The organism is Agrococcus sp. TSP3-2-1, assembly GCF_049897585.1.
Lineage (GTDB): Bacteria > Actinomycetota > Actinomycetes > Actinomycetales > Microbacteriaceae > Agrococcus.
Genome location: NZ_JAFCWN010000002.1, coordinates 365,159 through 385,789, shown reverse-complemented (window position 1 = coordinate 385,789; position 20,631 = coordinate 365,159). Strand labels below are relative to the sequence as shown.

Genomic DNA, 20,631 nt, shown 5'->3' with positions numbered 1-20,631 from the left:
GGGGAGCTCGCGACCGGCGCTACGCGCTGACCGCGAGCTCCGAGCGCACGAGCTCCGCGAGCTCGTCGGCGATCGACTGGGCGACGTGGCGCTCGTGCGCCTCGACCATCACGCGCACCATCTTCTCGGTGCCCGATGGGCGCAGCAGCACGCGGCCGTTCGAGCCGAGCTCCGCCTCGGCGCGCGCGACGGCGTCGGCGATCGGCTGGTTGCCGCGCAGGCCGAGCCGGTCGACGCCCGAGACGTTCACGAGCACTTGCGGGTAGACCTCCATCACGGCGGCGAGCTCGCTGAGCGGCTTGCCGGTGCGCACCATCTCGGCCGCGACCTGGAGCCCCGTCAGAATGCCGTCGCCGGTCGTGGCATAGCGGGAGAAGATGATGTGTCCCGATTGCTCGCCGCCGAGCGCGAGCCCGTACTCCCCCAGCGCCTCGAGCACGTATCGGTCGCCCACGGCGGTCTGCACGAGCTCGATGCCGTGCCGCTCCATCGCCACCCGCAGGCCGAGGTTCGACATCACGGTCGCGACGAGCGTGTCGTCGGTGAGGCGGCCCCGGCGCTTGCCCGAGAGGGCGAGGATCGCCATGATCTGGTCGCCGTCGACGACGTTCCCGTCGGCGTCGACCGCGAGGCAGCGGTCGGCGTCGCCGTCGTGGGCGATGCCGAGGTGGGCGCCCGACGAGACGACGAGCTCGCGCAGCTGCTCCAGGTGGGTGGAGCCGACCTCGCGGTTGATGTTGAGCCCGTCGGGGTCGTTGCCCATCACGGTCACGCGCGCCCCCGCGTCGGCGAACGCGCGCGGGCTCACGCCCGCGGCGGCGCCGTGCGCGCAGTCGAGCGCGACGTGGAGCCCCTCGAGGCTCACGTCGAGCGTGCCGAGCAGGTGCACGAGGTAGCGGTCCTCGGCGTCCGAGAACCGACGGATCGTGCCGACCTCGGCGCCGATCGGGCGCAGCGGCGCCCCGGCGAGCGCGAGCTCGATCTCGTCCTCGACCGCGTCGGGCAGCTTGCGACCGCCGCGGGCGAAGAACTTGATGCCGTTGTCGGGCGCGGGGTTGTGGGAGGCGGAGACCATGACGCCGAAGTCGGCGTCGATGTCCTGCACGAGGTAGGCGGCGGCAGGGGTCGTGATCACGCCGGCGTCGAGCACGTCGACGCCGCTCGAGGCGAGCCCCGCCGAGACGGCCGCGGCGATGAACTCACCCGAGACCCGCGGATCCCGCGCGACGACGGCGACAGGGCGCCGCGACTCCTGCCGGGCTGCTCGCCCGAGCACGAGTGCGGCGCCCTGTGCCAGCGCCAGCGCCGATTCTGCCGTGATGTCGAGGCCTGCGAGACCCCGAACGCCATCCGTGCCGAAGAGGCGCGACATCGATCAGCGCTTCGAGTACTGCGGTGCCTTGCGGGCCTTCTTGAGGCCGGCCTTCTTGCGCTCGATGACGCGCGCGTCGCGCGAGAGGAAGCCGGCCTTCTTGAGCTCCGGGCGGTTGTTCTCGGCGTCGATCTCGTTGAGCGCGCGGGCGATGCCGAGGCGGAGCGCACCGGCCTGGCCGGAGGGGCCGCCGCCCGAGATGCGGGCGATCACGTCGTACGAGCCCTGCAGCTCGAGGAGCGCGAAGGGGTCGTTGATGAGCTGCTGGTGCAGCTTGTTCGGGAAGTAGTCCTCGAGCGTGCGGCCGTTCACCGTGAACGAGCCGGAGCCGGGGACGAGCCGCACGCGGGCGATGGCCTGCTTGCGACGGCCGACGGCCTGGCCGCCGATGTTGACGACGCGGGGCGCGCGGGGAGCCTCAGCCGCCGGCGTCTCGGTCGAGAAGCTCTCGGGAGCCTCGATGGAGTCTGCGATCTTCGCCATGTCTGGTGTCTCCTCGCGCCCTACTGGGCGACCTGGTCGAACGTGTAGGGGGTCGGCTGCTGCGCCGCGTGCGGGTGCTCGGGGCCGGCGTAGACCTTGAGCTTCTTGATCTGGGCGCGGCCGAGCGAGTTCTTCGGCAGCATGCCGCGGATCGCCTTCTCGACGGTGCGGACGGGGAAGCGCTCGAGCATCTCCTCGTAGCCGACCGCCTTGAGGCCACCGGGCTGACCCGAGTGGCGGTACGCGACCTTCTTCGCGAGCTTCTGGCCCGTGAGGGCCACCTTCTCGGCGTTGACGACGATGACGAAGTCGCCCATGTCCATGTGGGGGGCGAACGTCGGCTTGTGCTTGCCGCGGAGCATCGCGGCAGCGTGGCTGGCCAGGCGGCCGAGCACCACGTCGGTGGCGTCGATGACGATCCAGTCGTGCTGGACCTCCGCCGCCTTGGGCGAATACGTGCGAGTCATTGGTTGCCTCACTGATCGAATGGATGGTCGTGAATCCCGCTCCGAGGTGTTGTCGCGGCGATGCCGGGCAACCATCCGGTGGAGGGCTCATTCGGGTGGGCACAGGCGTGCGCACCAAGGATCGAGCATAGCGGCTCGATCCTCGGCCGGTCAACCGCCAGGTCGACGGCGCCGGTCAGCGCGCGCGCGGGCTCACCGGTCGACCGCCGGGTCGTACTCCTCGTCGTCCTCGTGCCAGACGACCTCGACGACCTCCTCGCGCGTCGCGGGCTCCTCGATCGCCTCCGCCTCGACCGGCGAGCCGAGCTCGAGGCCCTCGAGCGGGTCGACGACGGCGGCGGATGCGGTGAAGGCGTCGGGCACGAGGGCCCGGTCCTCGGCCGCGACCGTCGGCACAGCCGAGCCGGACGCATCCGCCGACGAGCCGGAGCCATCCGCCCCCGCGCCGCGGTCCTCGGCGCCGGCACTGCTCCACGTGCGCGGGTCGGCGGCGTCGGCGACGTGCATGAGCGACTGCACCTCGGCCATGAAGCCGGTGAGCTGGGTCTGCTGGTAGCGCAGGCCTCGAGCGCGGTCCTCGGCGTCGCGCAGCACGTCCTTCGTGTGCTTCGTGACGGTGTCGACGATCGCCTGCGAGCGCTGCCGCGCCTCGTCGAGCATCGCCGACGCGCGCGCCTTCGCGCTCGCCTCGATCTGCGCGGCCTGCGCCTTCGAGAGCTGCTCGTAGGCCTCCGACTGCTCGGCGACGTGCTTGGCGTGCGCGAGCGCCGAGGCGACCTTCTCGTTCGCGTCGGCGGTGATGCGCTCGGCGTGCGCGACGGCCTGGTTGTGCAGCCGCAGGAACTCCTGCTGCGCGTCGTCCTGCCGACGGGTGAGCGCCGCGTCGAGCTCGACCCGGCGCGCCTTCGCCTCGCGCACGATGCGGTCGGCGTCGAGCTTGAGGTCGTCGGTCTCGCGGGTGACCTGCGCGCGCAGCGCCGCGGCAGCGCGCTCGGCCTCGCCGAGGAGCACCTGCGCCTCGCGATCGGCCTGCGCGACCTTCTCTCCGATCGAGCCGAGCTCGGTCTCGATGCGGGCGCGGTGCGCCGTCTGCTCCGTCTCGCTGCGGCGACGCACGAGCTCCGCCTCGTGCTGCGCCTCCTGCAGCACGCGCGCCGCCTCCTCCTGGGCGTCGCGGCGGATGCGGTCGCGGTCGGCGTTCGCCTCGTCGAGGATCCGCTGCGCGGCGCTCGAGGCGTTCTCCACGAGCGACGACGCCTGGTCCTCGGCGACGCGCAGGATCTCGGCGAAGCGCACGCGCGTCTGCCGGCCCTCCTTCGAGTCGTCCTCGTCGGCGTCCTCGGCGTCCTCGTCGAGCGTCTGCACCTGCTGCGCGAGCCGCAGCATGCGCGCCTCGGCCTGGTCGGCGCGCGCGACGGCCGCGTCGAGGTCCTCGCTCAAGTGCTGCGCGCGGGCCTCCGCCTCGAGGCTCCGCGCCTCGGCCGCGCGCCGCACCTCGTCGAGCTCGGCGCGCAGCGCCGCGAGGGCGCCGTCCACCTGCTCGCGGTCGTACCCGCGGAAGACCTGATCGAACGACGACTGCTCCGTCATCACCACTCCTCGACTGGCGCACTCGGGTGCGGCCGCCTCCGATCCTACGCCGGGCGCGAACCCGCCTGGCCCGCCCGAGCGGTGCTCTGGGACGATGGACGGACATGGCACCCCACGGCATCATCTTCGACCTCGACGGCACGCTCACCGACTCGAAGCCCGGGCTCTTCGCGAGCCTCCGGCACATGCACGCGGTGCTCGGGTGGGAGCAGCCCACCGACGACGCGCTGCAGGCGTGGCTCGGCCCGCCGGTCGGGCAGAGCCTCAAGGAGGCCGGCCACGACGACGCGACGGTCGAGCGCGCGCTCTCGGCGTTCCGCGACCGGCTCGAGACCGGGCTGTTCGAGAGCGAGCTCTACCCCGGCATCGATGCGCTGCTCGCCGACCTCGACCGCGACGGCACACCACTCGCCGTCGCGACCTTCAAGGTGCAGCCCGACGCGGAGCGCGTCATCGAGCACTACCGGCTCGGCCACCGGTTCCGCGGCGTGCACGGCCGCAGCCCCGAGCTGCTCGGCCACTCGAAGGCGGCCGTGATCGAGCAGGCCGTCGCGTCGGTCGGCCTCGACGCATCCCACGTCGTCATGGTCGGCGATCGCGAGCACGACATCGCCTCGGCCGCCGAGCTCGGCATCCGGGGCATCGGCGTCGCCTACGGCTACGGCTCGCGCGCCGAGCTCGAGGCCGCGGGCGCGTGGCGGGTGGTCGGCTCGGTCGACGAGCTGCGCGACGCGCTGCGCTGAGCCGGCCGAGCCTCACTCCTCGAGGTCGGATGCGCTCCGTCGCGCCCGGGCGCGCTCGGCCTGCTGGGCGAGCCCCTCGTCGGGCGGGTAGCCGACCGCGACGAGCGTGAGCCCGTGCGCGGGCATGAGCCCCGTGAGCGGTGAGCGCTGCCGCTCGTCGAGCAGCGCCGCGGCCTGGGCGAGCCCCATCCGGCCCTCCCCCACCCGCACGCACGCCGCGACGAGCGCTCGCACCATCGAGTGGCAGAACGCGTCGGCGGTGAGCGACGCCGTCAGCAGCTGTCCCTGCCGCTCCCACGAGAACTCGCGCAGCTCTCGGATCGTCGTCGCGCCCTCGCGTGGCCGGCAGAAGGCCGCGAAGTCGCGCAGGCCCACGAGCGCCTCCGCGGCGCGGCGCATCGCCTCGACGTCGAGCGCGTGCGGCACGTGCGCCGCGGTGCGGCGCTCGAGCGGATCGGCTGGACCGGTGACGATGCGGTAGCGGTAGGACCGCGAGACCGCCGAGAACCGCGCGTCGAAGCCGAGCGGCGCGAGCGAGACGGCGCGCACGACGAGGTCGCCCTCGGGGGCGGCGAGCCGCGAGAGCCGGTGGGCGACCCGCTCGGCCCGCTCGGTCGCGTCGGCTGCGAGCGCGTCAGGCACGTCGGCGTGCGCGACCTGCCCGCTCGCGTGCACGCCCGCATCGGTGCGGCCGGCGACCGTCACCCGGATCGGCTCCCGCGCGATCGTGGAGAGCGCACGCTCGACAACGCCCTGGCACGTGCGCGGCCCCGGTTGCGCCGCCCAGCCGGCGAAGCCGCCGCCGTCGTACGCGAGGTCGAGGCGGAGGCGGGGCATGCGCTCAGCCTATGCAGGCGCGCGGCCGCCCCGGTGCTCCGGCCATCTGCCCACCGGGCACGGAGGTCGCCTCGATAGCCTCTCGCCATGCCCGCCGCGCAGCCCTCTCCCATCGAGCACTACGCCATGATCGGCGACCGGTCGACCGCCGCGCTCGTGGGCCTCGACGGCTCGATCGACTGGCTCTGCCTGCCGCACTTCGACTCCCACGCGTGCTTCGCCGCGCTGCTCGGCGATCGGCGGAACGGCCACTGGCGCATCGGCCCCGCGGCGCCCGCGACGACCACGCGCCGCTACTTGCCCGGGAGCCTCGTGCTCGAGACGACGCACGAGGTGGCGGGCGGCACGGTGCGGGTGACGGATGCCATGCCCACGGGCGACGACCGCGCCGACGTCGTGCGCATCATCGAGGGCGTCGCGGGCGAGGTCGAGATGGAGCAGGAGCTCGTCGTGCGCTTCGGCTACGGCGCAGTGCCCCCGTGGGTGCGCCGAGTGCGCGACCGCGGCGAGGAGGTGCTCGTGGCGATCGCCGGCCCCGACCGGCTCGTGCTGCGCGGCGCCCCGCTGCCGCGCAGCCAGCACCACGCGCACCGCGGCAGGTTCACGGTGCGCGCCGGCGAGCGGCTCGTGCTCGACCTCTGCTGGCAGCACTCCTGGCTGCCGATCGCCGAGCCCGTCGGCGAGCCCGAGGTGGTCGCGACGACGATCGCGGAGTCGGCGGAGTGGCTCGCGGAGCTCGACTATCACGGCCCCTACCTCGAGGCGGTGCAGTCGAGCGTGCTCGTGCTGCGCGCGCTCACCGACCATGCGACGGGCGGGATCCTCGCCGCCCCCACGACGTCGCTGCCCGAGGATCCGGGTGGCGTGCGCAACTGGGACTACCGCTTCACGTGGCTGCGCGACGCATCCCTCACGGTCGACGCGATGCTCGCCGTGCGGCTCGTCGAGCGCGTCGGCCTGTGGCGCGACTGGCTGCTGCGCGCGATCGCGGGCGACCCGCAGGACATGCGGATCATGTACCGCCGCGACGGCGGTCGCGACCTCATCGAGCGCGAGCTGCCGCACCTGCCGGGCTATGGCGGGGCACGGCCCGTGCGCATCGGCAACGGCGCCGCCGACCAGCGGCAGCACGACGTGCTCGGGCAGGTCATGCTCACGCTCCAGCGGCTCCGGGAGCTCGGCATCGCCGACAGCCACGACTCGTGGCACATGCAGCGCGCGCTGCTCGACGAGCTCGCGACCCACTGGCGCGAGCCCGACCACGGGCTCTGGGAGATGCGCGGCGAGCCGCAGCTCTTCACGCACTCGCGGGCGATGATGTGGGCGGCCTTCGACTGCGGCGTGCGCGCCGTCGAGGGCGGGTGCGACGGCGATGCGAGCCGCTGGGCCGAGCTGCGGGATGCGCTCCGCGAGGAGGTGCTCACGCGCGGCTTCGACGAGTCGACGGGGTCGTTCCGCCAGCACTACGGCACGAGCGACGTCGACGCCTCGCTCCTGCAGCTGCCGACGATCGGGATCGTCGAGCCGACCGACCCGCGCTTCCTCGGCACGATCGCGCGCATCGAGCAGGAGCTGCTCGTCGACGGGCTGCCGCTGCGCTACCGGACGACGGGGCTCGACGGGCTCCCGGGCGACGAGCACCCCTTCGTGCTGTGCGGCTTCTGGCTCGTGAGCGCCTACGCCGGCGCCGGTCGGCTCGCCGACGCGACGGCGCTCATGGACCGGCTCGTCGCGCTCCGCAACGACGTGGGCCTGCTCGCCGAGGAGGTCGACCCCGCGACCGGTCGCCACTGGGGCAACTTCCCGCAGGCGTTCTCGCACCTCGGGCTCGTGCTCGCGGCGACCGACATCGAGCGCGCGCGAGCGGCCGAAGCACGATCGTGACACGACGAAGGGCCCCGCTCTCGCGGGGCCCCTCGCTCGTGCGATGCGGCTACTTGTTCTCGCGCGCCTGCGCCTCGGCCTGCGTCGCGGCGTCCTGCGTCGCGTTCGCGGCATCGGCGGCAGCGGCGTCGGCAGCCTCGGCGGCGACCTGCTCGCCCTCGACCGTCGACTCCTGCGCCTCGGCGGCATCGGCCTCGGCGACCTCGGTCTCGGCGTCGGTCGACTCGACCTCGGCCTCCTCCTCGGCAGCCTCGGCGGACTTCGCCTCGGCGGCCTCCTGGTCGGCAGCGGCGGTCGACGCGGCAGCGGCGGCCTTCGACTTCGACGGCTTCTTCGCGACCGGCTCGAGCACGAGCTCGATCTGCGCCATCGGGGCGTTGTCGCCCTTGCGGTAGCCGAGCTTCGTGATGCGGGTGTAGCCGCCCTCGCGCTCCGCGACGAGCGGCGCGATCTCGGTGAAGAGCTCGTGCACGACGCCCTTGTCGCCGATCACGGCGAGCACGCGACGACGCGCGTGCAGGTCGCCGCGCTTGGCGAACGTGATGAGGCGCTCAGCGATCGGGCGGAGGCGCTTGGCCTTCGTCTCGGTCGTCTTGATCGACTTGTGCGTGAACAGCGCGGCCGCGAGGTTCGCGAGCAGCAGGCGCTCGTGCGCCGGACCGCCTCCGAGGCGGGGACCCTTGGTGGGCTTGGGCATGGTTCGTCTATCCCTTGATCGTCAATCGGCCCGCGTCAGCGAGCGTCCTCGTCGTAACCGCTGTAGAAGTGCGCGCCGTCGAAGCCGGGCACCGCATCCTTGAGCGAGAGGCCGAGCTCGGTGAGCTTGTCGCGCACCTCGTCGACCGACTTCTGGCCGAAGTTGCGGATGTTCATGAGCTGCGTCTCGCTGAGCGCGACGAGCTCCGACACCGTGTTGATGCCCTCGCGCTTGAGGCAGTTGTAGGAGCGCACCGACAGGTCGAGCTCCTCGATCGGCGTGGCGAGCTCGCCCGAGCCGATGGCCTCGGCGGGCGCCTGCCCGATCTCGATGCCCTCGGCCTCGGCGTTCAGGTCGCGAGTGAGGCCGAACAGCTCGACGAGCGTGCGACCGGCCGACGCGATGGCGTCGCGCGGCGAGATCGCCGGCTTCGTCTCGACGTCGACGACGAGCGAGTCGAAGTCGGTGCGCTCACCGGCACGCGTCGCCTCGACGCGGTAGGTGACCTTGAGCACGGGCGAGTAGATCGAGTCGACCGGGATGACCCCGGCCTCGGCGAACTCGTCGCGATTCTGGGCAGCGGACACGTAGCCGCGGCCGCGCTCGACGGTCAGCTCGAGCTGGAGCTTCGCCGAGTCGTTGAGCGTCGCGAGCACGAGCTCGGGGTTGTGGATCTCGACACCGGCGGGCGTCGTGATGTCACCGGCCGTCACCGTGCCCGCGCCCTGGCGCGAGAGGTAGGCGACGACGGGCTCGTCGTGCTCCGACGAGACGACGAGCTGCTTGATGTTCAGGATGATCTCGGTGACGTCCTCCTTGACACCGGCGATCGTCGAGAACTCGTGCAGCACGCCGTCGAGGCGGATGCTCGTGACGGCTGCGCCGGGGATCGACGACAGGAGGGTGCGGCGGAGCGAGTTGCCGAGGGTGTAGCCGAAGCCGGGCTCGAGCGGCTCGATCGTGAACCGCGAGCGGTGCTCGGCGATGGACTCCTCGGAGACAGTGGGGCGCTGGGCGATCAGCACGTGTCGGTTCCTTTCGGTCGCGAGTCCGCTATATGACTCGCGTGTTCAGTGACGGCGGAATGCCGGGCAGGCGAGGATCGCCTGCCCGGCAGGAGCGACTAGTTGCGGCGCGGCTTCGGCGGGCGAACGCCGTTGTGCGCCTGCGGCGTCACGTCGTGGATCGCGCCGATCTCGAGGCCGGCGGCCTGGAGCGAGCGGATCGCCGTCTCACGGCCCGAACCGGCGCCCTTGACGAAGACGTCGACCTTCTTCATGCCGTGGTCCTGCGCCTGACGCGCAGCCGACTCGGCGGCGAGCTGGGCGGCGTAGGGCGTCGACTTGCGCGAGCCCTTCATGCCGACCGCGCCACCCGAGGCCTGCGTGATGACGGCGCCGGTGATGTCGGTGATCGAGACGATCGTGTTGTTGAAGGTCGACTTGATGTGGGCCTGGCCCACGGCGACGTTCTTCTTGTCCTTCTTGCGCGGCTTGCGGACCGCGGACTTGGGAGCTGCCATGTTTCTCTACCTCCACGCGGCCTAGCGGCCGGCCTTCTTCTTGCCGGCGACCGTCTGCTTCTTGCCCTTGCGGGTGCGCGCGTTCGTCTTGGTGCGCTGTCCGCGCACGGGAAGACCACGGCGGTGGCGGATGCCCTCGTACGAGCCGATCTCGACCTTGCGGCGGATGTCGGCGGCCACCTCGCGGCGCAGGTCGCCCTCCACCTTGAACGTGCCCTCGATGTGATCGCGAAGCGTCACGAGCTGCTCGTCGGTCAGGTCCTTGACGCGGGTGTTGCGGTCGATGCCGGTGGCCTCGAGCGTTGCGACCGACCGGGTGCGGCCGACGCCGTAGATGTACGTCAGTGCGATCTCCACGCGCTTCTCGCGCGGGATGTCGACACCTGCGATGCGTGCCATCGTGTGTCTCCTCAGGAGTATGAGAGGTGTGGAGCAGCGGAGGTGCCTGGGCCTCTCCCCAAGGTGTCACCCGGATGGGCTCTTACCGCTGCTGGGATGTGCACCGCAGTCCCGGTGGTCGAGCAGCCGGCGGAGCCGGCGTATCGAGACCTGGTCTCGGTGCGTGTTCAGTTGTGGGGTCTTGCTGTGCTTCGGATCTCGATACGCGCGCGACCTTCGGTCGCGCGCTACTCGATCTTGAGCGCTCCGCGCGCAACGCGGCGGAGCCGCATTGCGCGCCGTGCGCTCAACCCTGCCGCTGCTTGTGGCGGGGGTCCTGGCAGATGACCATCACGCGGCCGTGGCGGCGGATGACCTTGCACTTGCCGCAGATGGGCTTGACGCTGGGGTTGACCTTCATGTCTGCTTCCTCGCTGGCCTCGTGCTCGCGCGGACGCGCGAGCCGTTCCTTATCCAGCGACCGGGGGCTACTTGTAGCGGTAGACGATGCGACCGCGGGTGAGGTCGTAGGGGCTGAGCTCCACGATCACTCGGTCGCCCTGCAGGATGCGGATGTAGTTCTGCCGCATCTTGCCGGAGATGTGTGCGAGCACGATGTGCCCGTTCGAGAGCTCCACGCGGAACATCGCGTTGGGGAGCGCCTCGCTCACCGAGCCTTCGATCTCGATGACGCCGTCTTTCTTGGCCATATCCTCTTCTACAAGTTCCTGGTCGCCAGTCATGCGAGTGGCGTGCGCAGAGGGCGCACGACACCAACGATCAAGCCTACGCGCGGCGCAGCGGTTTGTGCAAGCCGGGCGTGTCGCCCTGCGGCTACGGCGCTGCGTGTTGCACGACGATCGACCCCCACAGCATCGCGCGGTCGCGCCGCGCCCGCTTCGCGGCGTCGTCATCCATCGTCGTCGCGAACGACCGCGCGATGAGGGGGCCGCCGGGCACGAGCGCGCGGACCGCGGCCTTCCGGACGTCGCGCACCCAGCGCTCGTCGGCGCCGTCGACGACGTTCGAGATCGTGATCGCGTCGTAGGAGCCGGGCTCCGCGCGCTCGAGGTGGTCGAGCAGCGGCTCGTCGATCCACGCAACGGCATCGTCGTCGACGCGTGGGAGGGCGTGGCCGGGCATCTCCTCCCCCAGCAGCAGCCGCCACGCGAAGGGATTGCCGCTCGGCGGGTGCTTGCGGAGCGCGCGACCGATGCGGCCGCGGATCGCCTCGTCGAAGTGCGGCGGCAGCGGCGTCGAGAAGTCGCGCAGCACGAGCGCCGACAGCGCGCCAGCGGGCCCGAGCATGGTCTTCAGGATCGACGCGAGCGTGCGGTTGTCGAGGCGCGACCGCCAGTGCTCCGCGGCGCGGAGCGCATCCTGCTCCTGCAGGAACTGCCGCATCCGACGGCGGCTCCACTCGGGGCTCGCAGCGCGGACCATGCCGCGGCCGATGTCGAAGAGCCGCTCAGCGGCACCCGGCTCGAAGGCGCCGCCGGCGACGCGCCTGCGCGCGTAGTCGAGCTGCGTGCGGTTCGAGGCGATCGCCGAGACGCGGTGGCCCGCAGCCGCGAGCTCCGCGACGACCTCCCCGGCGCCCGCGGAGGCGAGCACGCGGCTCGCGGGGCGCAGCTCGTCGAGCTCGATCCGCGCATCCGCCCAGTCCCAGCCGTGCAGCAGTCGCTGCCTCGGGTTCGCGCTCGAGCGGCCGCGACGCCGGGAGGTGCTCAGCACCACCGCTGCCGCCGCTCGATCGCCACCGCATCCGCCGCCACCGCATCCGCCGCCACCGCATCCATCGCCACCGCATCCATCGCCACGGTGCCATTCTCGCCGATGAGGCGCCGCCGCCGCTCAGTGCGCTTGCGCCTCGCGGACGGCACCGACGAGCCGCGCGGTCAGCGGGTGATCCTCGTCGAGCCCCGTCACCCGGGCGACGAACGCCGCGGGATCGAGCGAGCGCAGCAGCTCCTGGAGCTCGACCGCCTGCTCGTCCCCCGCCGCGTCGAAGCGCAGCGCCGTGCGGAAGGCCGCGATGAGCGCGTCGGCGGGCTCGCCGCGCTCGACGAGCTGCGCGGCGGGCTCGACGAAGCGCTCGTGGCGCGAGAGCTTCCGGAGCGGCTGTCGCCCGATGCGCTCGCACGTGTCGGGCAGCGCCGGGTTCTCGAAGCGGGCGATCGCCCGCGCGACGTAGGCGGCGTGCTCGGCCTCGTCGAAGCCGTGCTTCGCGACGAGCAGCCTCGACGTGTCGGCGAGCGCCGCCTCGACGGCCGCGCGGATCTCGGGCAGCTCGAGCGCCGCGGCGATCGTGTCGATGCCGGCGACCCACCCGGCGTAGGCGGTCGTCGCGTGGCCGGTGTTGACGGTGAAGAGCTTGCGCTCGATGTAGGGCTCGAGGTCGTCGACGAAGTGCGCGTCGCCGATCTCGGGCGCCGCGACCCCGCGGCGCTCGAAGGCGGTGCGGTCGATCGACCACTCGAAGAAGTCCTCCACGACGACGTCGAGGCCGTGCGGGTCCTGCGGCGGGATGATGCGGTCGACGGCGGTGTTGGCGAAGACGGCGCGGTCGGCGAGCTCCGGCGCCCCGTCGAGCACATGCTCTCGGAGCGTGTCGGAGGCGCCGATGGCGTTCTCGCACGCCATCACGACGACCGGTGCGCCCTCGCGCTGCTCGAGGCCGGCGCGGATCGCGGGCGCGATGAAGCGCATCGCGGTCGGTCCGACGGCGCACGTCACGACGTCGGCCTCCGCGACGGCGCGCGCCGCGGCCTTCGGGTCGGCGCTCGAGTCGATGCCCGAGAAGCCGGTGACCGTGTGGATGCGGGCCTCGGGCCCGACCTCCCGCACCTGGTACGCATCCGCCGCCTGCAGCATCCCGATGAGCTCGGGGTTGACGTCGACGAACGTGACGTCGTAGCCCGCGCGGTGCAGGATGAGCCCGACGAAGCCGCGGCCGATGTTGCCCGCGCCGAAGTGGACGGCGCGCATCACTCGTTGACGTCGCCGAGCAGCTCGAGGATCGCCGCCGCGTCGGGCGCCGCCTCGAGCTTCGCGACGTCGTCCTGCTCGGAGAAGACGATCGCGATCTTCGAGAGGATCTCGAGGTGGCCGCCGTCCTTGCCGGCGATGCCGATGACGAACTTCACCGGGTTGCCGTCCCAGTCGAGCGGCGCCTCGTAGCGCGCCACCGAGAGCGCCGACGTCAGGATCGAGTCCTTCGACTCGTTCGTGCCGTGCGGGATCGCCAGCAGGTTGCCCATGTAGGTCGACACGCTCGCCTCGCGCGCGCGCATCGCGTCGCCGTAGTCGGGCGTGACGGCCCCGGCGGCGACGAGCATGTCGGCCGCCTCCTGGATGGCCTCGTCCTTCGTGGTCGCTCGCGGGCTCGTGGTGATCTGCTCGAGGGTGAGGACGGGCATCGCGCTCCTTAGGCGGTCGTGTCGCTGTCGTCGCGATTGGCGCGCTGCACCATCTCGACGACCTCGTCGTACTTGGGGCTGTTCATGAAGTTGTCGACCGAGACGTGGGTGGCGCCAGGCGTGCGCTCGCGGGCGCGGTCGGTGAGCTCCTGCTGCGTGATGACGAGGTCGACGTCGGTCGCGAGCGCCGCGATGGCGACGTTCTTGACGTCGACGCCCTCGATGCCGGCCTTCTTGATCTTGTTGCGCAGCACGCTCGCGCCCATCGCGCTCGAGCCCATGCCCGCGTCGCACGCGAACACGATCGAGCGGATGGGCTGGGCCGTCGGGCGGTCGGGCTCGGTCGTCAGCGCGGTCGCGCCGCGCGTCGCGCTCGCGCCGGCGCCACCGGCAGCCGCGAGCCCCGCGAGCGCCTCCGACGACTTGCCCTTGTTCGCCTGCGTCTGCGCGACTGCAGCGCCGAGCGCGTCGTCGCCGGCCGCCTCGCGCTCGAGGTCGCGCTTGCGCCCGAGCCGCAGGATGACCGCGCCGACCGCGAACGAGACCGCGGCGGAGAGCACGACGGAGAGGATGACGCCGAGGTAGCTGTCGCCCGCCGTCTGCGCGAGGACCGCGAAGATCGACCCCGGCGACGCGGGGGCCCGCAGGCCCGTCGCGAACAGCATGTTGGTCGCGACGCCCGTCATGCCACCGGCGACGACCGCGAGCAGCAGCGCGGGCTTCATGAGCACATAGGGGAAGTAGACCTCGTGGATGCCGCCGAGGAACTGGATGACGGCAGCGCCCGGCGCGGTCGCGCGCGCGGCGCCGACGCCGAAGAACGTGAAGGCGAGCAGCACGCCGAGGCCCGGGCCGGGGTTGGCCTCGAGCAGGAAGAGGATCGACTTGCCGTCGGCCGCCGCCTCGGTGATGCCGAGCGGCGTGAGCACGCCGTGGTTGATCGCGTTGTTGAGGAAGAAGACCTTCGCGGGCTCGATGAGGATCGAGGCGAGCGGCAGCAGGTTCGTCTGGACGAGCCAGCCGACGGCACCGCCGATGACGTCCATGATCCAGTTGACGACCGGGGCGAGCAGGTAGAAGCCGCCGATGCCGAGGATGAACGCGACGATGCCCGCCGAGAACATGTTCACGAGCATCTCGAAGCCGGCCTTGATCTTGCCGTCCCAGAGCGCGTCGAGCTTCTTCATCACCCACGCGGCGAGCGGGCCCATGATCATCGCGCCGATGAACATGTGCACCTGCCCGAGCTCGCCCTGCCCCTCGGCGGGCGGGTTGGCGGCGTTGAACTGCGCGATGAGCCAGTCGGAGCCGGCGATGACGCCGAGCGTCGCGAATGCGCCGACGACCGCGCCGCGGGCCTCGTAGACCATCCGTCCACCGGTCGCGGCGATGAGGATGGGGAGGAGGTAGTGGATCGTCGGCCCCACGATCGACGCGAGGCCCTCGTTCGGGAACGGGCCGTCGGCGATGAAGAGTGCCGTGACGATGCCCCACGCGATGAGCGCGGGGATGTTGGGCATGATCATGCCCGAGAGGAACGTGCCGAACCGCTGGACGCGGACGCGGGCGCCGCTGCCGGACGCCGTCGCTGCTGTGGAGGTGGTCATCTCGGCTCCTGTGCTCGCTGGCGGATCAGGGCTCGCGACGCCTACGCGTCGTGGTCGGTGGAGAGCAGCTGCTCGAGCTCGTCGAGCGCAGCCTCGTCGTCGGAGGCGATCGTCACGGTGTCGCCCTTGTTGACGCCGAGCGAGATCACCGACAGGATGCTCGCCGCGTTCACCTGCTTGTCGCCGACGGCGACGGTGACGGGGGCGGATGCCCTGGCGGCGGCCTGGGCGAACAGGGAGGCGGGCCGCGCGTGCAGACCGTGGGACGACTCGACGGTGACGGTGCGCTCAGCCATGCTGCTCCTTGAGGATCCATCCGGCTGGACGCCGGGTGGCGCTCACGGTATCACCGGTTCCCCGGGCGTCGGCAAGGCGGCGGGACGCCGTCAGCGGGGGCGGGTGCCGCGCAGTCGAGCCCATGCCCCGAGCACCGCGATGGCGGTCCAGCCGATCGCCGCCGAGGCCGCCACGCGGACCGCGTCGTCGCCGATGGGAGCCAGCACGGCGCCGTCGGCGACGATCCCTTCCGCGAGCGCTCGGAGGGCGTGGCACGGCAGGAGCCATCTGAGGCCGTCGAGGCCCGCGGCGACGAGCGCGCCGCTGATCGCCGGTTCCACGATGAGCGGCAGCGCGAGGCCCACCGCGAGCACGAGCATGGGCGAGCGCGTCGCGTGGGCGAGCGCCGCCATCCACGCCGCCCAGGCGGTCGACGCAGCCAGGTGCACGCCGGTCGCCGTCAGGATCGCGCCGAGGCTCGGCCGCACGAGCACCGCGGCGCCCGCCACCGCCGCCGCGCTCGAGACGGCCGCGAGCAGCAGCGCAGGCACGAGCATCGGCACGGCCGTCAGCGCCAGCCGCCGCGCCGGCCGCGGGTGCGCGAGCGCCGCGTGCATCCAGGCGCCATCGCGGTAGGGGCCGGCGACGCCGAGGCTCGCGAGCACGACGATCGCGAGCTGTGCCGCCGAGCCGCGCGCGACGATGGCGGTCGCGGCCTCGAGGTCGCTCGAGGCGGCTGCGCGCGAGAGCAGCCCGCCGACCGCGAGCCCAGCGAGCGCCGAGCCGACGACGGCGATCGCCACCGCGATCCACAGACGGCGGCCCAGGAGCATCGCCGCGAGCTCGGCCCTCCCCGCCCGCAGGACCGCGCTCATCCGCCCTCCCCGATCGCCGCGGCGAAGGCTGCGCTCAGCGAGAGCCGCCGAGGCGAGAGCTCGGTCACGAGCACACCCTCCCGCACGGCGATGCGGGCGACGCGCTCGGGGTCGAGCCCACGGGCGGCGAGCGCGCCCGCCGGTCGGCCGTGCACGACGGCGCCCGCCTCGCGCAGCGCAGCGCCGAGGCGCTCGGGCTCGGGCGAGCGCACGATGACGACGGGTGCGGCGTGACGACGGAGGAACGCATCCGCGTCGCCCTCGAACCTCGTCCGTCCGTCGTGCAGGCAGACGAGCCGGTCGAGGAGCGGCTCGATCTCGTCGAGCGCGTGCGCCGAGAGGAGGACGGCGCCGCCGCCGTCGGCGTGCGCGCGCAGGAGCGCCGAGAGCCAGCGGCGTCCGGCGGGATCGAGCCCGTCGAACGGCTCGTCGAGCACGAGGATGCGCGGGCTCGCCAGCAGGGCTCCCGCGATCGCGAGGCGGCGCCGCATGCCGAGCGAGAACGAGCGCACCTGCCCGCGCGCACCCGCGAGACCCACCGCTCCGAGCATCTGGTCGATCGCGTCAGGCGCGACCGCCGCGCGCAGCGCGATCGGCAGCAGGTGGGCTCGCGCGCTCGCGCCCGCCGCCGCGCCGAGCGCATCGGGGCAGAACCCGACCGTGCGCAGCGGCTCGCGGAGCGCGCTGTACGCGGCGCCGTCGATCCGCGCGCTCCCCTCGCCGCGCTCGAGCCCGAGCAGGCAGTGCAGCGTGGTCGTCTTGCCGGCGCCGTTCACCCCGACGAAGCCCGTCACGCTCCCCCACGGCACGTGGAACGTCACGCCGTCGAGCACCGCGCGGCCGCCGAAGCTGCGGCGCAGCATGGCGACCTCGATCGCGGGCCTCACGCGGGCTCCATCCGGGCGACCGTCGTCTCGGCGGCCAGCGGCCGCGCCCCGTGGTCGACGAGCACGACGAGCCCCGTCGCCGCCCATCCCTCGATGGCGGTGGCGAGGCGGCCCGCGGCCACGTCGTCGAGGCCGAGGAACGGCTCGTCGAGGATCCTGACGCGCGCCTCGCGGAGCGTCGTGAGGACGACCCACGCGCTGCGCCGCTGGCCGGTCGAGAGCACGTCGGCTCGCACAGCGAGGCAATCGCCGAGCCCCGCGCCGACCAGCGCGGAGAGCGCGTGGTCGGCGTCGACGCCCGCTGCCCTCGCGAAGAGGCGCGCATGGCGCTCGAGGCTCACCGCCGGCAGGAGCGCCGGCTCGCTGCGGGTCACGGTGCGGGCGCCGCGCGCGAGCCTGCCGCTCGCGACCCGTCCGTCGACGAGCACGCGGCCTCGGCGAGGTGCCACGGAGCCGCCGAGCAGCTCGACGACGGTGCTCTTGCCGACGCCGTTGCGGCCGGTGAGGCGCACGAGCTGCGGCGCTCGAGCATGCAGGTCGGGCACGCGCACGACCGCGCCGCCGATCGTCACGCTCCCGACGCCCTCGATGTCGACGCTCGTCATCGCGGCCTGCCGAGCGGCAGCGTCACGCCCGCCGCCGCGACTGCGGCGCCGGCCACGGGCAGCCACGCGACGGCGACGGCGCCCGTCGCGACGAGGAAGGGCGGCGTCAGCAGCATCGCGAAGGCGACGACGCGGACGGCGGCGCGCTCGGAGCCAGGTTCGAGGAGCACGACCGCGCTCGCGGCCACGACCACGAACCAGGCGATCGCGACGGCCGCCAGGGCGAGGTCGCCGCCGGTGAGGGTCGCGAGCGCCGCCGCGATCGGGGCCGGAGCGATCCCGATCGTCAGGATCCCGGCGGCGAGCAGCCCGGCGGGGGCGGCAGCGGGAGCCCCGCACGAGACGAGCTCTCGCACCAGCTGCACGAGCGGCCGCGCGTCGCGCGCGAGCAGCTCGCCGGCCACCCACAGCGCTGGTGCCGCGGCGATGGCGAGCACGAGCGGCGCCGGCGCCGCGGCGATCGCGCCGATCGCATCGACGCGGACGAGTGCCGCGCGCAGGACCCCGAGCGCAGCCCAGGCTGCTGCCCCGGCCGCCAGCACTCCCGCGAGCCGTGCCGGGAGGCCCGACAGCAGCGGTCGTCCGCCGCGCAGCGCGGCGAGCACGCCGGCCGCGCCGAGGCCGGCACCGGCGGCGGCGACCACGACAGCCGCGCGCGCATCGCCCGCGGTCGCGAGCGACAGCGCCGCAGCTCCCGAGACGACGAAGGACCCCAGCAGCACCGGCGCGATCGCCGCGAGCGCTCCCGAGGCTCGGACGCCGCCGAGCTCGAGCGCGCGCAGGAGGGGCGCGACGGCGGCGACCGACGCGACGAGCGGTGGCGTCGCGCCGATCGCGGCGCGCGCGAGCGGACCGAGGGCGAGCGCGAGCGCCAGCACGGGCACGGCGAGCTCGGGCTCGAGCCGCACGGCGAGGTGCACGGTCGCCGCGAGCACCGCAGCTGCGCCGAGCAGCGCGCTCGCCGAGCCGACGAGCAGCGGCACCCGCAGGGTCGTCGATAGCGCGGTCAGCAGCCAGCCGGGCAGCGCGTGGTGCGCGACGACCCAGCCCGCCTCGGCGATCGCGACGGCGCGGGATGGTCCGCGCGAGAGGCTCATCGCCCCGGCACTCGCGCTCCGCCGACCAGGTGGTAGGCGACGGCGAGCATGGAGACGGCGAGGAGCGGCCAGCCGAAGAGGTGCGCGGGCCACACCCGCAGCAGACCGACGAGCGCCATCGCGACGAGGGCCGTCGCCATCGAGCCGATGCCCGCGAGGCGGAACCGGAACCGGCCGTCGAGGAGCGCGGGCACCGTGGTCGCGAGCGCGCAGGTGGAGGCTGCGAGCGTCAGCCACGTGCACGCCGAGCGCAGCGCCGGTGCGACCTCCGCCCACGCGGCGGTGCTCAGCACGCCCGCGACGAGCAGCAGCTGCGCGAGCGCGATGCCTCGGACGCCGGCGCGCGAGAGCGGCAGCGCGATGCCCAGCTCGGGGATGCGGAACGTCGGCGGCGTCATCCCAGGCACAGGAGCACCCCCGTGGCGGCCGCCGCGGTGAGCGCCCGCAGGTAGGTGCGCGCGGAGCGGCGCGCCACCGGGAACGCGAGCGGCGCGACGACGGCGACGGCGATCGCCGCCACCCACAGCTGCCACCCGCGCGGGACGGCGGCGACCCCGAGGACGACCGCAGCGCCCTGCTGCCCGAGCACGAGGACCGCGAGCACGAGCCCGGCCACGCCCAGCCGGAGCGTGCCGCTCGCGCGCGACGGACGCAGCGCGACGGGACCGAGCCAGCGTTCCAGGAGCGTCGCCAGCACGGCGACGACGACGAGGACGAGCACGTGCAGCACGACGGCGCCGACCGCGCCGACCGTCGTCGCGGCGGCGGCGAGCGCGGGGTCGTCGAGCGACTCCGCGGCCTCGTCCCCCGCCGCGGCGGCGACCTCGACGAGGAGCGGCAGTCGCCCGAGCAGCAGCGCCGTCGCGAGCGCGAGCACGACGCCCCACACGACGGGCGAGGTCGTCGGCCGCTCGAGCGCGGGGTGAACCGCTCGCGACTCGACATGCGTGTCCATGGGATTCCCTTCCGTCACGCGCCGCGAGCGACGCAGATCGATTCGATGAGCGCCCCGAGCACGACGAGGAGCGCTGCTGCTGCCGTGAGCCGCAGACCGTAGCCGAGTCCGTCCGCGTACGCGCGACCGGGCTGCCGGCCTGTGCGAAGCCACGCCGTGACGGCGTGCGCGGTGGGGAGCAGCCCCGCGATCGCCGCGAGGAGCACCGCCGCAGCCTCGAAGACGATGTACGGGGCGATGCGCGCGAGCGTCTCCGCCGCCCCGAGCGCGGCGACGACCGAGGCAGCGGAGACGCCGACGCCGATCCCGATGAGCGCGATGCCCACGAGCGTGAGCGAGCCGAGCACCGGTGCCCCTGCGGCGAGCAGGGCGAGCGCCGCCAGGTTGCTCGCAGCGATGCCGAGCGCGCTGCCGTCGGTCGAGAGCACGCTCGAGTCGATCGAGCCCCGCGCGACCGAGGCGGCGTTCGCGGTCGCGACGCCGGCGGACGCCGCGGCGGTGGAGACCGCGGTCGCGGCGAGGAGTCCGCAAGCGAGCACGGCCGACACCGCGAGCGCGAGCTGCAGCTGCGGCCGCTCGAGCGCGGCGTCGGCCGTGCCGCGCCTCATCGGATGGCCAGCGTGCGGAGCTTCCGCTTCAAGTACCACGTGACCGTGGAGATGACGGCGCCGAGCAGGCCGCCCGAGAAGAGCGCGGCGACGACGGCGATCGCCGCCCCGCCGATCTCGATCGCCGCGACGACCTGCGCCGCAGCGATGCCAGACAGCCCGAAGCTGGCCATCAGCCACGACAGCGACACGCCTGCCGCAGCCAAGCCGACGACCGTCACGGTCGCCGACGCCGTCCACACGGCCGCACGGCCGCGCCTGGTTTCGATCTGCATGAGTTGACTCCTTCGTCCCACCCGTTCGTCGGGTGCCCGTGCCGGGCGGCACGA

General features: G+C 73.4%; 26 protein-coding genes. 2 read left to right on the top strand and 24 right to left on the bottom strand.

Translation table 11 applies throughout. The features are described 5' to 3' along the window. Window positions 1-19 precede the first annotated feature (19 nt). From glmM to ACP7BI_RS04420, 4 genes are all read right to left on the bottom strand, one after another. The gene (gene glmM / locus ACP7BI_RS04435) at window positions 20-1,372 is read right to left on the bottom strand and encodes a phosphoglucosamine mutase (RefSeq protein WP_425843989.1); all 1,353 of its coding nucleotides are present in this window, start codon (window positions 1,370-1,372) and stop codon (window positions 20-22) included. Window positions 1,373-1,375: 3 nt separating this feature from the next. After that, window positions 1,376-1,855 carry a 30S ribosomal protein S9 gene (gene rpsI / locus ACP7BI_RS04430; protein ID WP_425843988.1) on the bottom strand — a complete coding sequence of 160 codons (480 nt, stop codon included), beginning with the start codon at window positions 1,853-1,855 and terminating at the stop codon, window positions 1,376-1,378. Window positions 1,856-1,875: 20 nt separating this feature from the next. Then, entirely contained in the window at window positions 1,876-2,322 is a 447-nt protein-coding gene (gene rplM / locus ACP7BI_RS04425; RefSeq protein WP_211446613.1) for a 50S ribosomal protein L13, read from the bottom strand. 192 nt (window positions 2,323-2,514) lie between these two features. Continuing rightward, window positions 2,515-3,912, bottom strand: coding sequence for a cell division initiation protein (locus tag ACP7BI_RS04420; protein ID WP_425843986.1), 1,398 nt, complete (start codon window positions 3,910-3,912; stop codon window positions 2,515-2,517). A gap of 104 nt (window positions 3,913-4,016) precedes the next feature. Here ACP7BI_RS04420 and ACP7BI_RS04415 point away from each other — a divergent pair, with 104 nt between their 5' ends. Then, a complete protein-coding gene (locus ACP7BI_RS04415) occupies window positions 4,017-4,655 on the top strand; it encodes an HAD hydrolase-like protein (protein ID WP_425843985.1) in 639 nt (212 codons plus the stop codon). A 12-nt stretch (window positions 4,656-4,667) separates the two neighbouring features. Here the strand turns inward: ACP7BI_RS04415 and truA are convergent, their stop codons facing one another. Then, complete coding sequence (truA, locus tag ACP7BI_RS04410; RefSeq protein WP_425843983.1) at window positions 4,668-5,492, bottom strand: tRNA pseudouridine(38-40) synthase TruA; 825 nt, start codon at window positions 5,490-5,492, stop codon at window positions 4,668-4,670. Between the two features lie 87 nt (window positions 5,493-5,579). Here truA and ACP7BI_RS04405 point away from each other — a divergent pair, with 87 nt between their 5' ends. Then, entirely contained in the window at window positions 5,580-7,376 is a 1,797-nt protein-coding gene (locus ACP7BI_RS04405) for a glycoside hydrolase family 15 protein (RefSeq protein ID WP_425843982.1), read from the top strand. Between the two features lie 49 nt (window positions 7,377-7,425). Here the strand turns inward: ACP7BI_RS04405 and rplQ are convergent, their stop codons facing one another. From rplQ to ACP7BI_RS04310, 19 genes are all read right to left on the bottom strand, one after another. Beyond that, window positions 7,426-8,073 carry a 50S ribosomal protein L17 gene (rplQ, locus tag ACP7BI_RS04400; RefSeq protein WP_425843980.1) on the bottom strand — a complete coding sequence of 216 codons (648 nt, stop codon included), beginning with the start codon at window positions 8,071-8,073 and terminating at the stop codon, window positions 7,426-7,428. Window positions 8,074-8,108: 35 nt separating this feature from the next. Next, window positions 8,109-9,098, bottom strand: a complete 990-nt coding sequence (locus tag ACP7BI_RS04395) for a DNA-directed RNA polymerase subunit alpha (RefSeq protein WP_021010857.1) — start codon at window positions 9,096-9,098, stop codon at window positions 8,109-8,111. Window positions 9,099-9,196: 98 nt separating this feature from the next. Continuing rightward, window positions 9,197-9,595, bottom strand: a complete 399-nt coding sequence (rpsK, locus tag ACP7BI_RS04390) for a 30S ribosomal protein S11 (protein WP_211446622.1) — start codon at window positions 9,593-9,595, stop codon at window positions 9,197-9,199. A 21-nt stretch (window positions 9,596-9,616) separates the two neighbouring features. Beyond that, complete coding sequence (gene rpsM, locus ACP7BI_RS04385) at window positions 9,617-9,994, bottom strand: 30S ribosomal protein S13 (protein ID WP_211446624.1); 378 nt, start codon at window positions 9,992-9,994, stop codon at window positions 9,617-9,619. A gap of 286 nt (window positions 9,995-10,280) precedes the next feature. Continuing rightward, complete coding sequence (gene rpmJ, locus ACP7BI_RS04380; protein WP_211446625.1) at window positions 10,281-10,394, bottom strand: 50S ribosomal protein L36; 114 nt, start codon at window positions 10,392-10,394, stop codon at window positions 10,281-10,283. A 67-nt stretch (window positions 10,395-10,461) separates the two neighbouring features. Next, window positions 10,462-10,683: a translation initiation factor IF-1 gene (infA, locus tag ACP7BI_RS04375; RefSeq protein WP_021010861.1), complete on the bottom strand. Its 222-nt coding sequence runs from the start codon at window positions 10,681-10,683 to the stop codon at window positions 10,462-10,464. Between the two features lie 124 nt (window positions 10,684-10,807). Further along, window positions 10,808-11,707, bottom strand: coding sequence for a hypothetical protein (locus ACP7BI_RS04370; RefSeq protein WP_425843978.1), 900 nt, complete (start codon window positions 11,705-11,707; stop codon window positions 10,808-10,810). A 120-nt stretch (window positions 11,708-11,827) separates the two neighbouring features. Further along, complete coding sequence (locus tag ACP7BI_RS04365) at window positions 11,828-12,961, bottom strand: mannitol-1-phosphate 5-dehydrogenase (RefSeq protein WP_425843976.1); 1,134 nt, start codon at window positions 12,959-12,961, stop codon at window positions 11,828-11,830. Then, the gene (locus tag ACP7BI_RS04360; RefSeq protein WP_425843974.1) at window positions 12,961-13,392 is read right to left on the bottom strand and encodes a PTS sugar transporter subunit IIA; all 432 of its coding nucleotides are present in this window, start codon (window positions 13,390-13,392) and stop codon (window positions 12,961-12,963) included. The genes ACP7BI_RS04365 and ACP7BI_RS04360 overlap by 1 nt, the downstream gene beginning before the upstream one ends. Before the next feature lie 8 nt (window positions 13,393-13,400). Then, window positions 13,401-14,999 (bottom strand): PTS mannitol transporter subunit IICB, encoded by a 1,599-nt coding sequence (locus ACP7BI_RS04355; RefSeq protein ID WP_425843973.1) that lies wholly within the window; start codon window positions 14,997-14,999, stop codon window positions 13,401-13,403. Window positions 15,000-15,040: 41 nt separating this feature from the next. Then, the gene (locus tag ACP7BI_RS04350; protein ID WP_211446635.1) at window positions 15,041-15,295 is read right to left on the bottom strand and encodes an HPr family phosphocarrier protein; all 255 of its coding nucleotides are present in this window, start codon (window positions 15,293-15,295) and stop codon (window positions 15,041-15,043) included. A 90-nt stretch (window positions 15,296-15,385) separates the two neighbouring features. Then, window positions 15,386-16,150: a hypothetical protein gene (locus tag ACP7BI_RS04345; RefSeq protein ID WP_425843971.1), complete on the bottom strand. Its 765-nt coding sequence runs from the start codon at window positions 16,148-16,150 to the stop codon at window positions 15,386-15,388. Further along, complete coding sequence (locus ACP7BI_RS04340; protein WP_425843970.1) at window positions 16,147-17,037, bottom strand: ABC transporter ATP-binding protein; 891 nt, start codon at window positions 17,035-17,037, stop codon at window positions 16,147-16,149. Before ACP7BI_RS04340 ends, ACP7BI_RS04345 begins: the two co-directional genes overlap by 4 nt. Then, entirely contained in the window at window positions 17,034-17,642 is a 609-nt protein-coding gene (locus ACP7BI_RS04335) for an ABC transporter ATP-binding protein (protein ID WP_425843968.1), read from the bottom strand. The genes ACP7BI_RS04340 and ACP7BI_RS04335 overlap by 4 nt, the downstream gene beginning before the upstream one ends. After that, on the bottom strand, window positions 17,639-18,739 hold the full coding sequence (locus ACP7BI_RS04330) for a hypothetical protein (protein ID WP_425843966.1): 1,101 nt from the start codon (window positions 18,737-18,739) through the stop codon (window positions 17,639-17,641). The genes ACP7BI_RS04335 and ACP7BI_RS04330 overlap by 4 nt, the downstream gene beginning before the upstream one ends. Further along, the gene (locus ACP7BI_RS04325; protein ID WP_425843965.1) at window positions 18,736-19,137 is read right to left on the bottom strand and encodes a hypothetical protein; all 402 of its coding nucleotides are present in this window, start codon (window positions 19,135-19,137) and stop codon (window positions 18,736-18,738) included. The genes ACP7BI_RS04330 and ACP7BI_RS04325 overlap by 4 nt, the downstream gene beginning before the upstream one ends. Further along, complete coding sequence (locus ACP7BI_RS04320) at window positions 19,134-19,694, bottom strand: hypothetical protein (protein ID WP_425843963.1); 561 nt, start codon at window positions 19,692-19,694, stop codon at window positions 19,134-19,136. The genes ACP7BI_RS04325 and ACP7BI_RS04320 overlap by 4 nt, the downstream gene beginning before the upstream one ends. A 14-nt stretch (window positions 19,695-19,708) precedes the next feature. Further along, entirely contained in the window at window positions 19,709-20,302 is a 594-nt protein-coding gene (locus ACP7BI_RS04315; RefSeq protein ID WP_425843961.1) for a stage II sporulation protein M, read from the bottom strand. Next, window positions 20,299-20,577, bottom strand: coding sequence for a hypothetical protein (locus tag ACP7BI_RS04310; protein ID WP_211446649.1), 279 nt, complete (start codon window positions 20,575-20,577; stop codon window positions 20,299-20,301). The genes ACP7BI_RS04315 and ACP7BI_RS04310 overlap by 4 nt, the downstream gene beginning before the upstream one ends. Window positions 20,578-20,631 lie beyond the last annotated feature (54 nt).

Bases quoted from the DNA above. Each gene is read 5' to 3' on its own strand.
- ACP7BI_RS04335 (WP_425843968.1), bottom strand. From the start codon at position 17,642: ATGACGAGCGTCGACATCGAGGGCGTCGGGAGCGTGACGATCGGCGGC.
- truA (WP_425843983.1), bottom strand. From the start codon at position 5,492: ATGCCCCGCCTCCGCCTCGACCTCGCGTACGACGGCGGCGGCTTCGCC.
- rplM (WP_211446613.1), bottom strand. From the start codon at position 2,322: ATGACTCGCACGTATTCGCCCAAGGCGGCGGAGGTCCAGCACGACTGG.
- ACP7BI_RS04325 (WP_425843965.1), bottom strand. From the start codon at position 19,137: ATGACGCCGCCGACGTTCCGCATCCCCGAGCTGGGCATCGCGCTGCCG.
- ACP7BI_RS04365 (WP_425843976.1), bottom strand. From the start codon at position 12,961: ATGCGCGCCGTCCACTTCGGCGCGGGCAACATCGGCCGCGGCTTCGTC.
- ACP7BI_RS04405 (WP_425843982.1), top strand. From the start codon at position 5,580: ATGCCCGCCGCGCAGCCCTCTCCCATCGAGCACTACGCCATGATCGGC.
- ACP7BI_RS04420 (WP_425843986.1), bottom strand. From the start codon at position 3,912: ATGACGGAGCAGTCGTCGTTCGATCAGGTCTTCCGCGGGTACGACCGC.
- ACP7BI_RS04345 (WP_425843971.1), bottom strand. From the start codon at position 16,150: ATGAGCGCGGTCCTGCGGGCGGGGAGGGCCGAGCTCGCGGCGATGCTC.
- ACP7BI_RS04310 (WP_211446649.1), bottom strand. From the start codon at position 20,577: ATGCAGATCGAAACCAGGCGCGGCCGTGCGGCCGTGTGGACGGCGTCG.
- ACP7BI_RS04330 (WP_425843966.1), bottom strand. From the start codon at position 18,739: ATGAGCCTCTCGCGCGGACCATCCCGCGCCGTCGCGATCGCCGAGGCG.
- ACP7BI_RS04315 (WP_425843961.1), bottom strand. From the start codon at position 20,302: ATGAGGCGCGGCACGGCCGACGCCGCGCTCGAGCGGCCGCAGCTGCAG.
- rplQ (WP_425843980.1), bottom strand. From the start codon at position 8,073: ATGCCCAAGCCCACCAAGGGTCCCCGCCTCGGAGGCGGTCCGGCGCAC.
- glmM (WP_425843989.1), bottom strand. From the start codon at position 1,372: ATGTCGCGCCTCTTCGGCACGGATGGCGTTCGGGGTCTCGCAGGCCTC.
- rpsK (WP_211446622.1), bottom strand. From the start codon at position 9,595: ATGGCAGCTCCCAAGTCCGCGGTCCGCAAGCCGCGCAAGAAGGACAAG.
- ACP7BI_RS04360 (WP_425843974.1), bottom strand. From the start codon at position 13,392: ATGCCCGTCCTCACCCTCGAGCAGATCACCACGAGCCCGCGAGCGACC.
- infA (WP_021010861.1), bottom strand. From the start codon at position 10,683: ATGGCCAAGAAAGACGGCGTCATCGAGATCGAAGGCTCGGTGAGCGAG.
- ACP7BI_RS04355 (WP_425843973.1), bottom strand. From the start codon at position 14,999: ATGACCACCTCCACAGCAGCGACGGCGTCCGGCAGCGGCGCCCGCGTC.
- rpsM (WP_211446624.1), bottom strand. From the start codon at position 9,994: ATGGCACGCATCGCAGGTGTCGACATCCCGCGCGAGAAGCGCGTGGAG.
- ACP7BI_RS04320 (WP_425843963.1), bottom strand. From the start codon at position 19,694: ATGGACACGCATGTCGAGTCGCGAGCGGTTCACCCCGCGCTCGAGCGG.
- ACP7BI_RS04415 (WP_425843985.1), top strand. From the start codon at position 4,017: ATGGCACCCCACGGCATCATCTTCGACCTCGACGGCACGCTCACCGAC.
- ACP7BI_RS04350 (WP_211446635.1), bottom strand. From the start codon at position 15,295: ATGGCTGAGCGCACCGTCACCGTCGAGTCGTCCCACGGTCTGCACGCG.
- rpsI (WP_425843988.1), bottom strand. From the start codon at position 1,855: ATGGCGAAGATCGCAGACTCCATCGAGGCTCCCGAGAGCTTCTCGACC.
- rpmJ (WP_211446625.1), bottom strand. From the start codon at position 10,394: ATGAAGGTCAACCCCAGCGTCAAGCCCATCTGCGGCAAGTGCAAGGTC.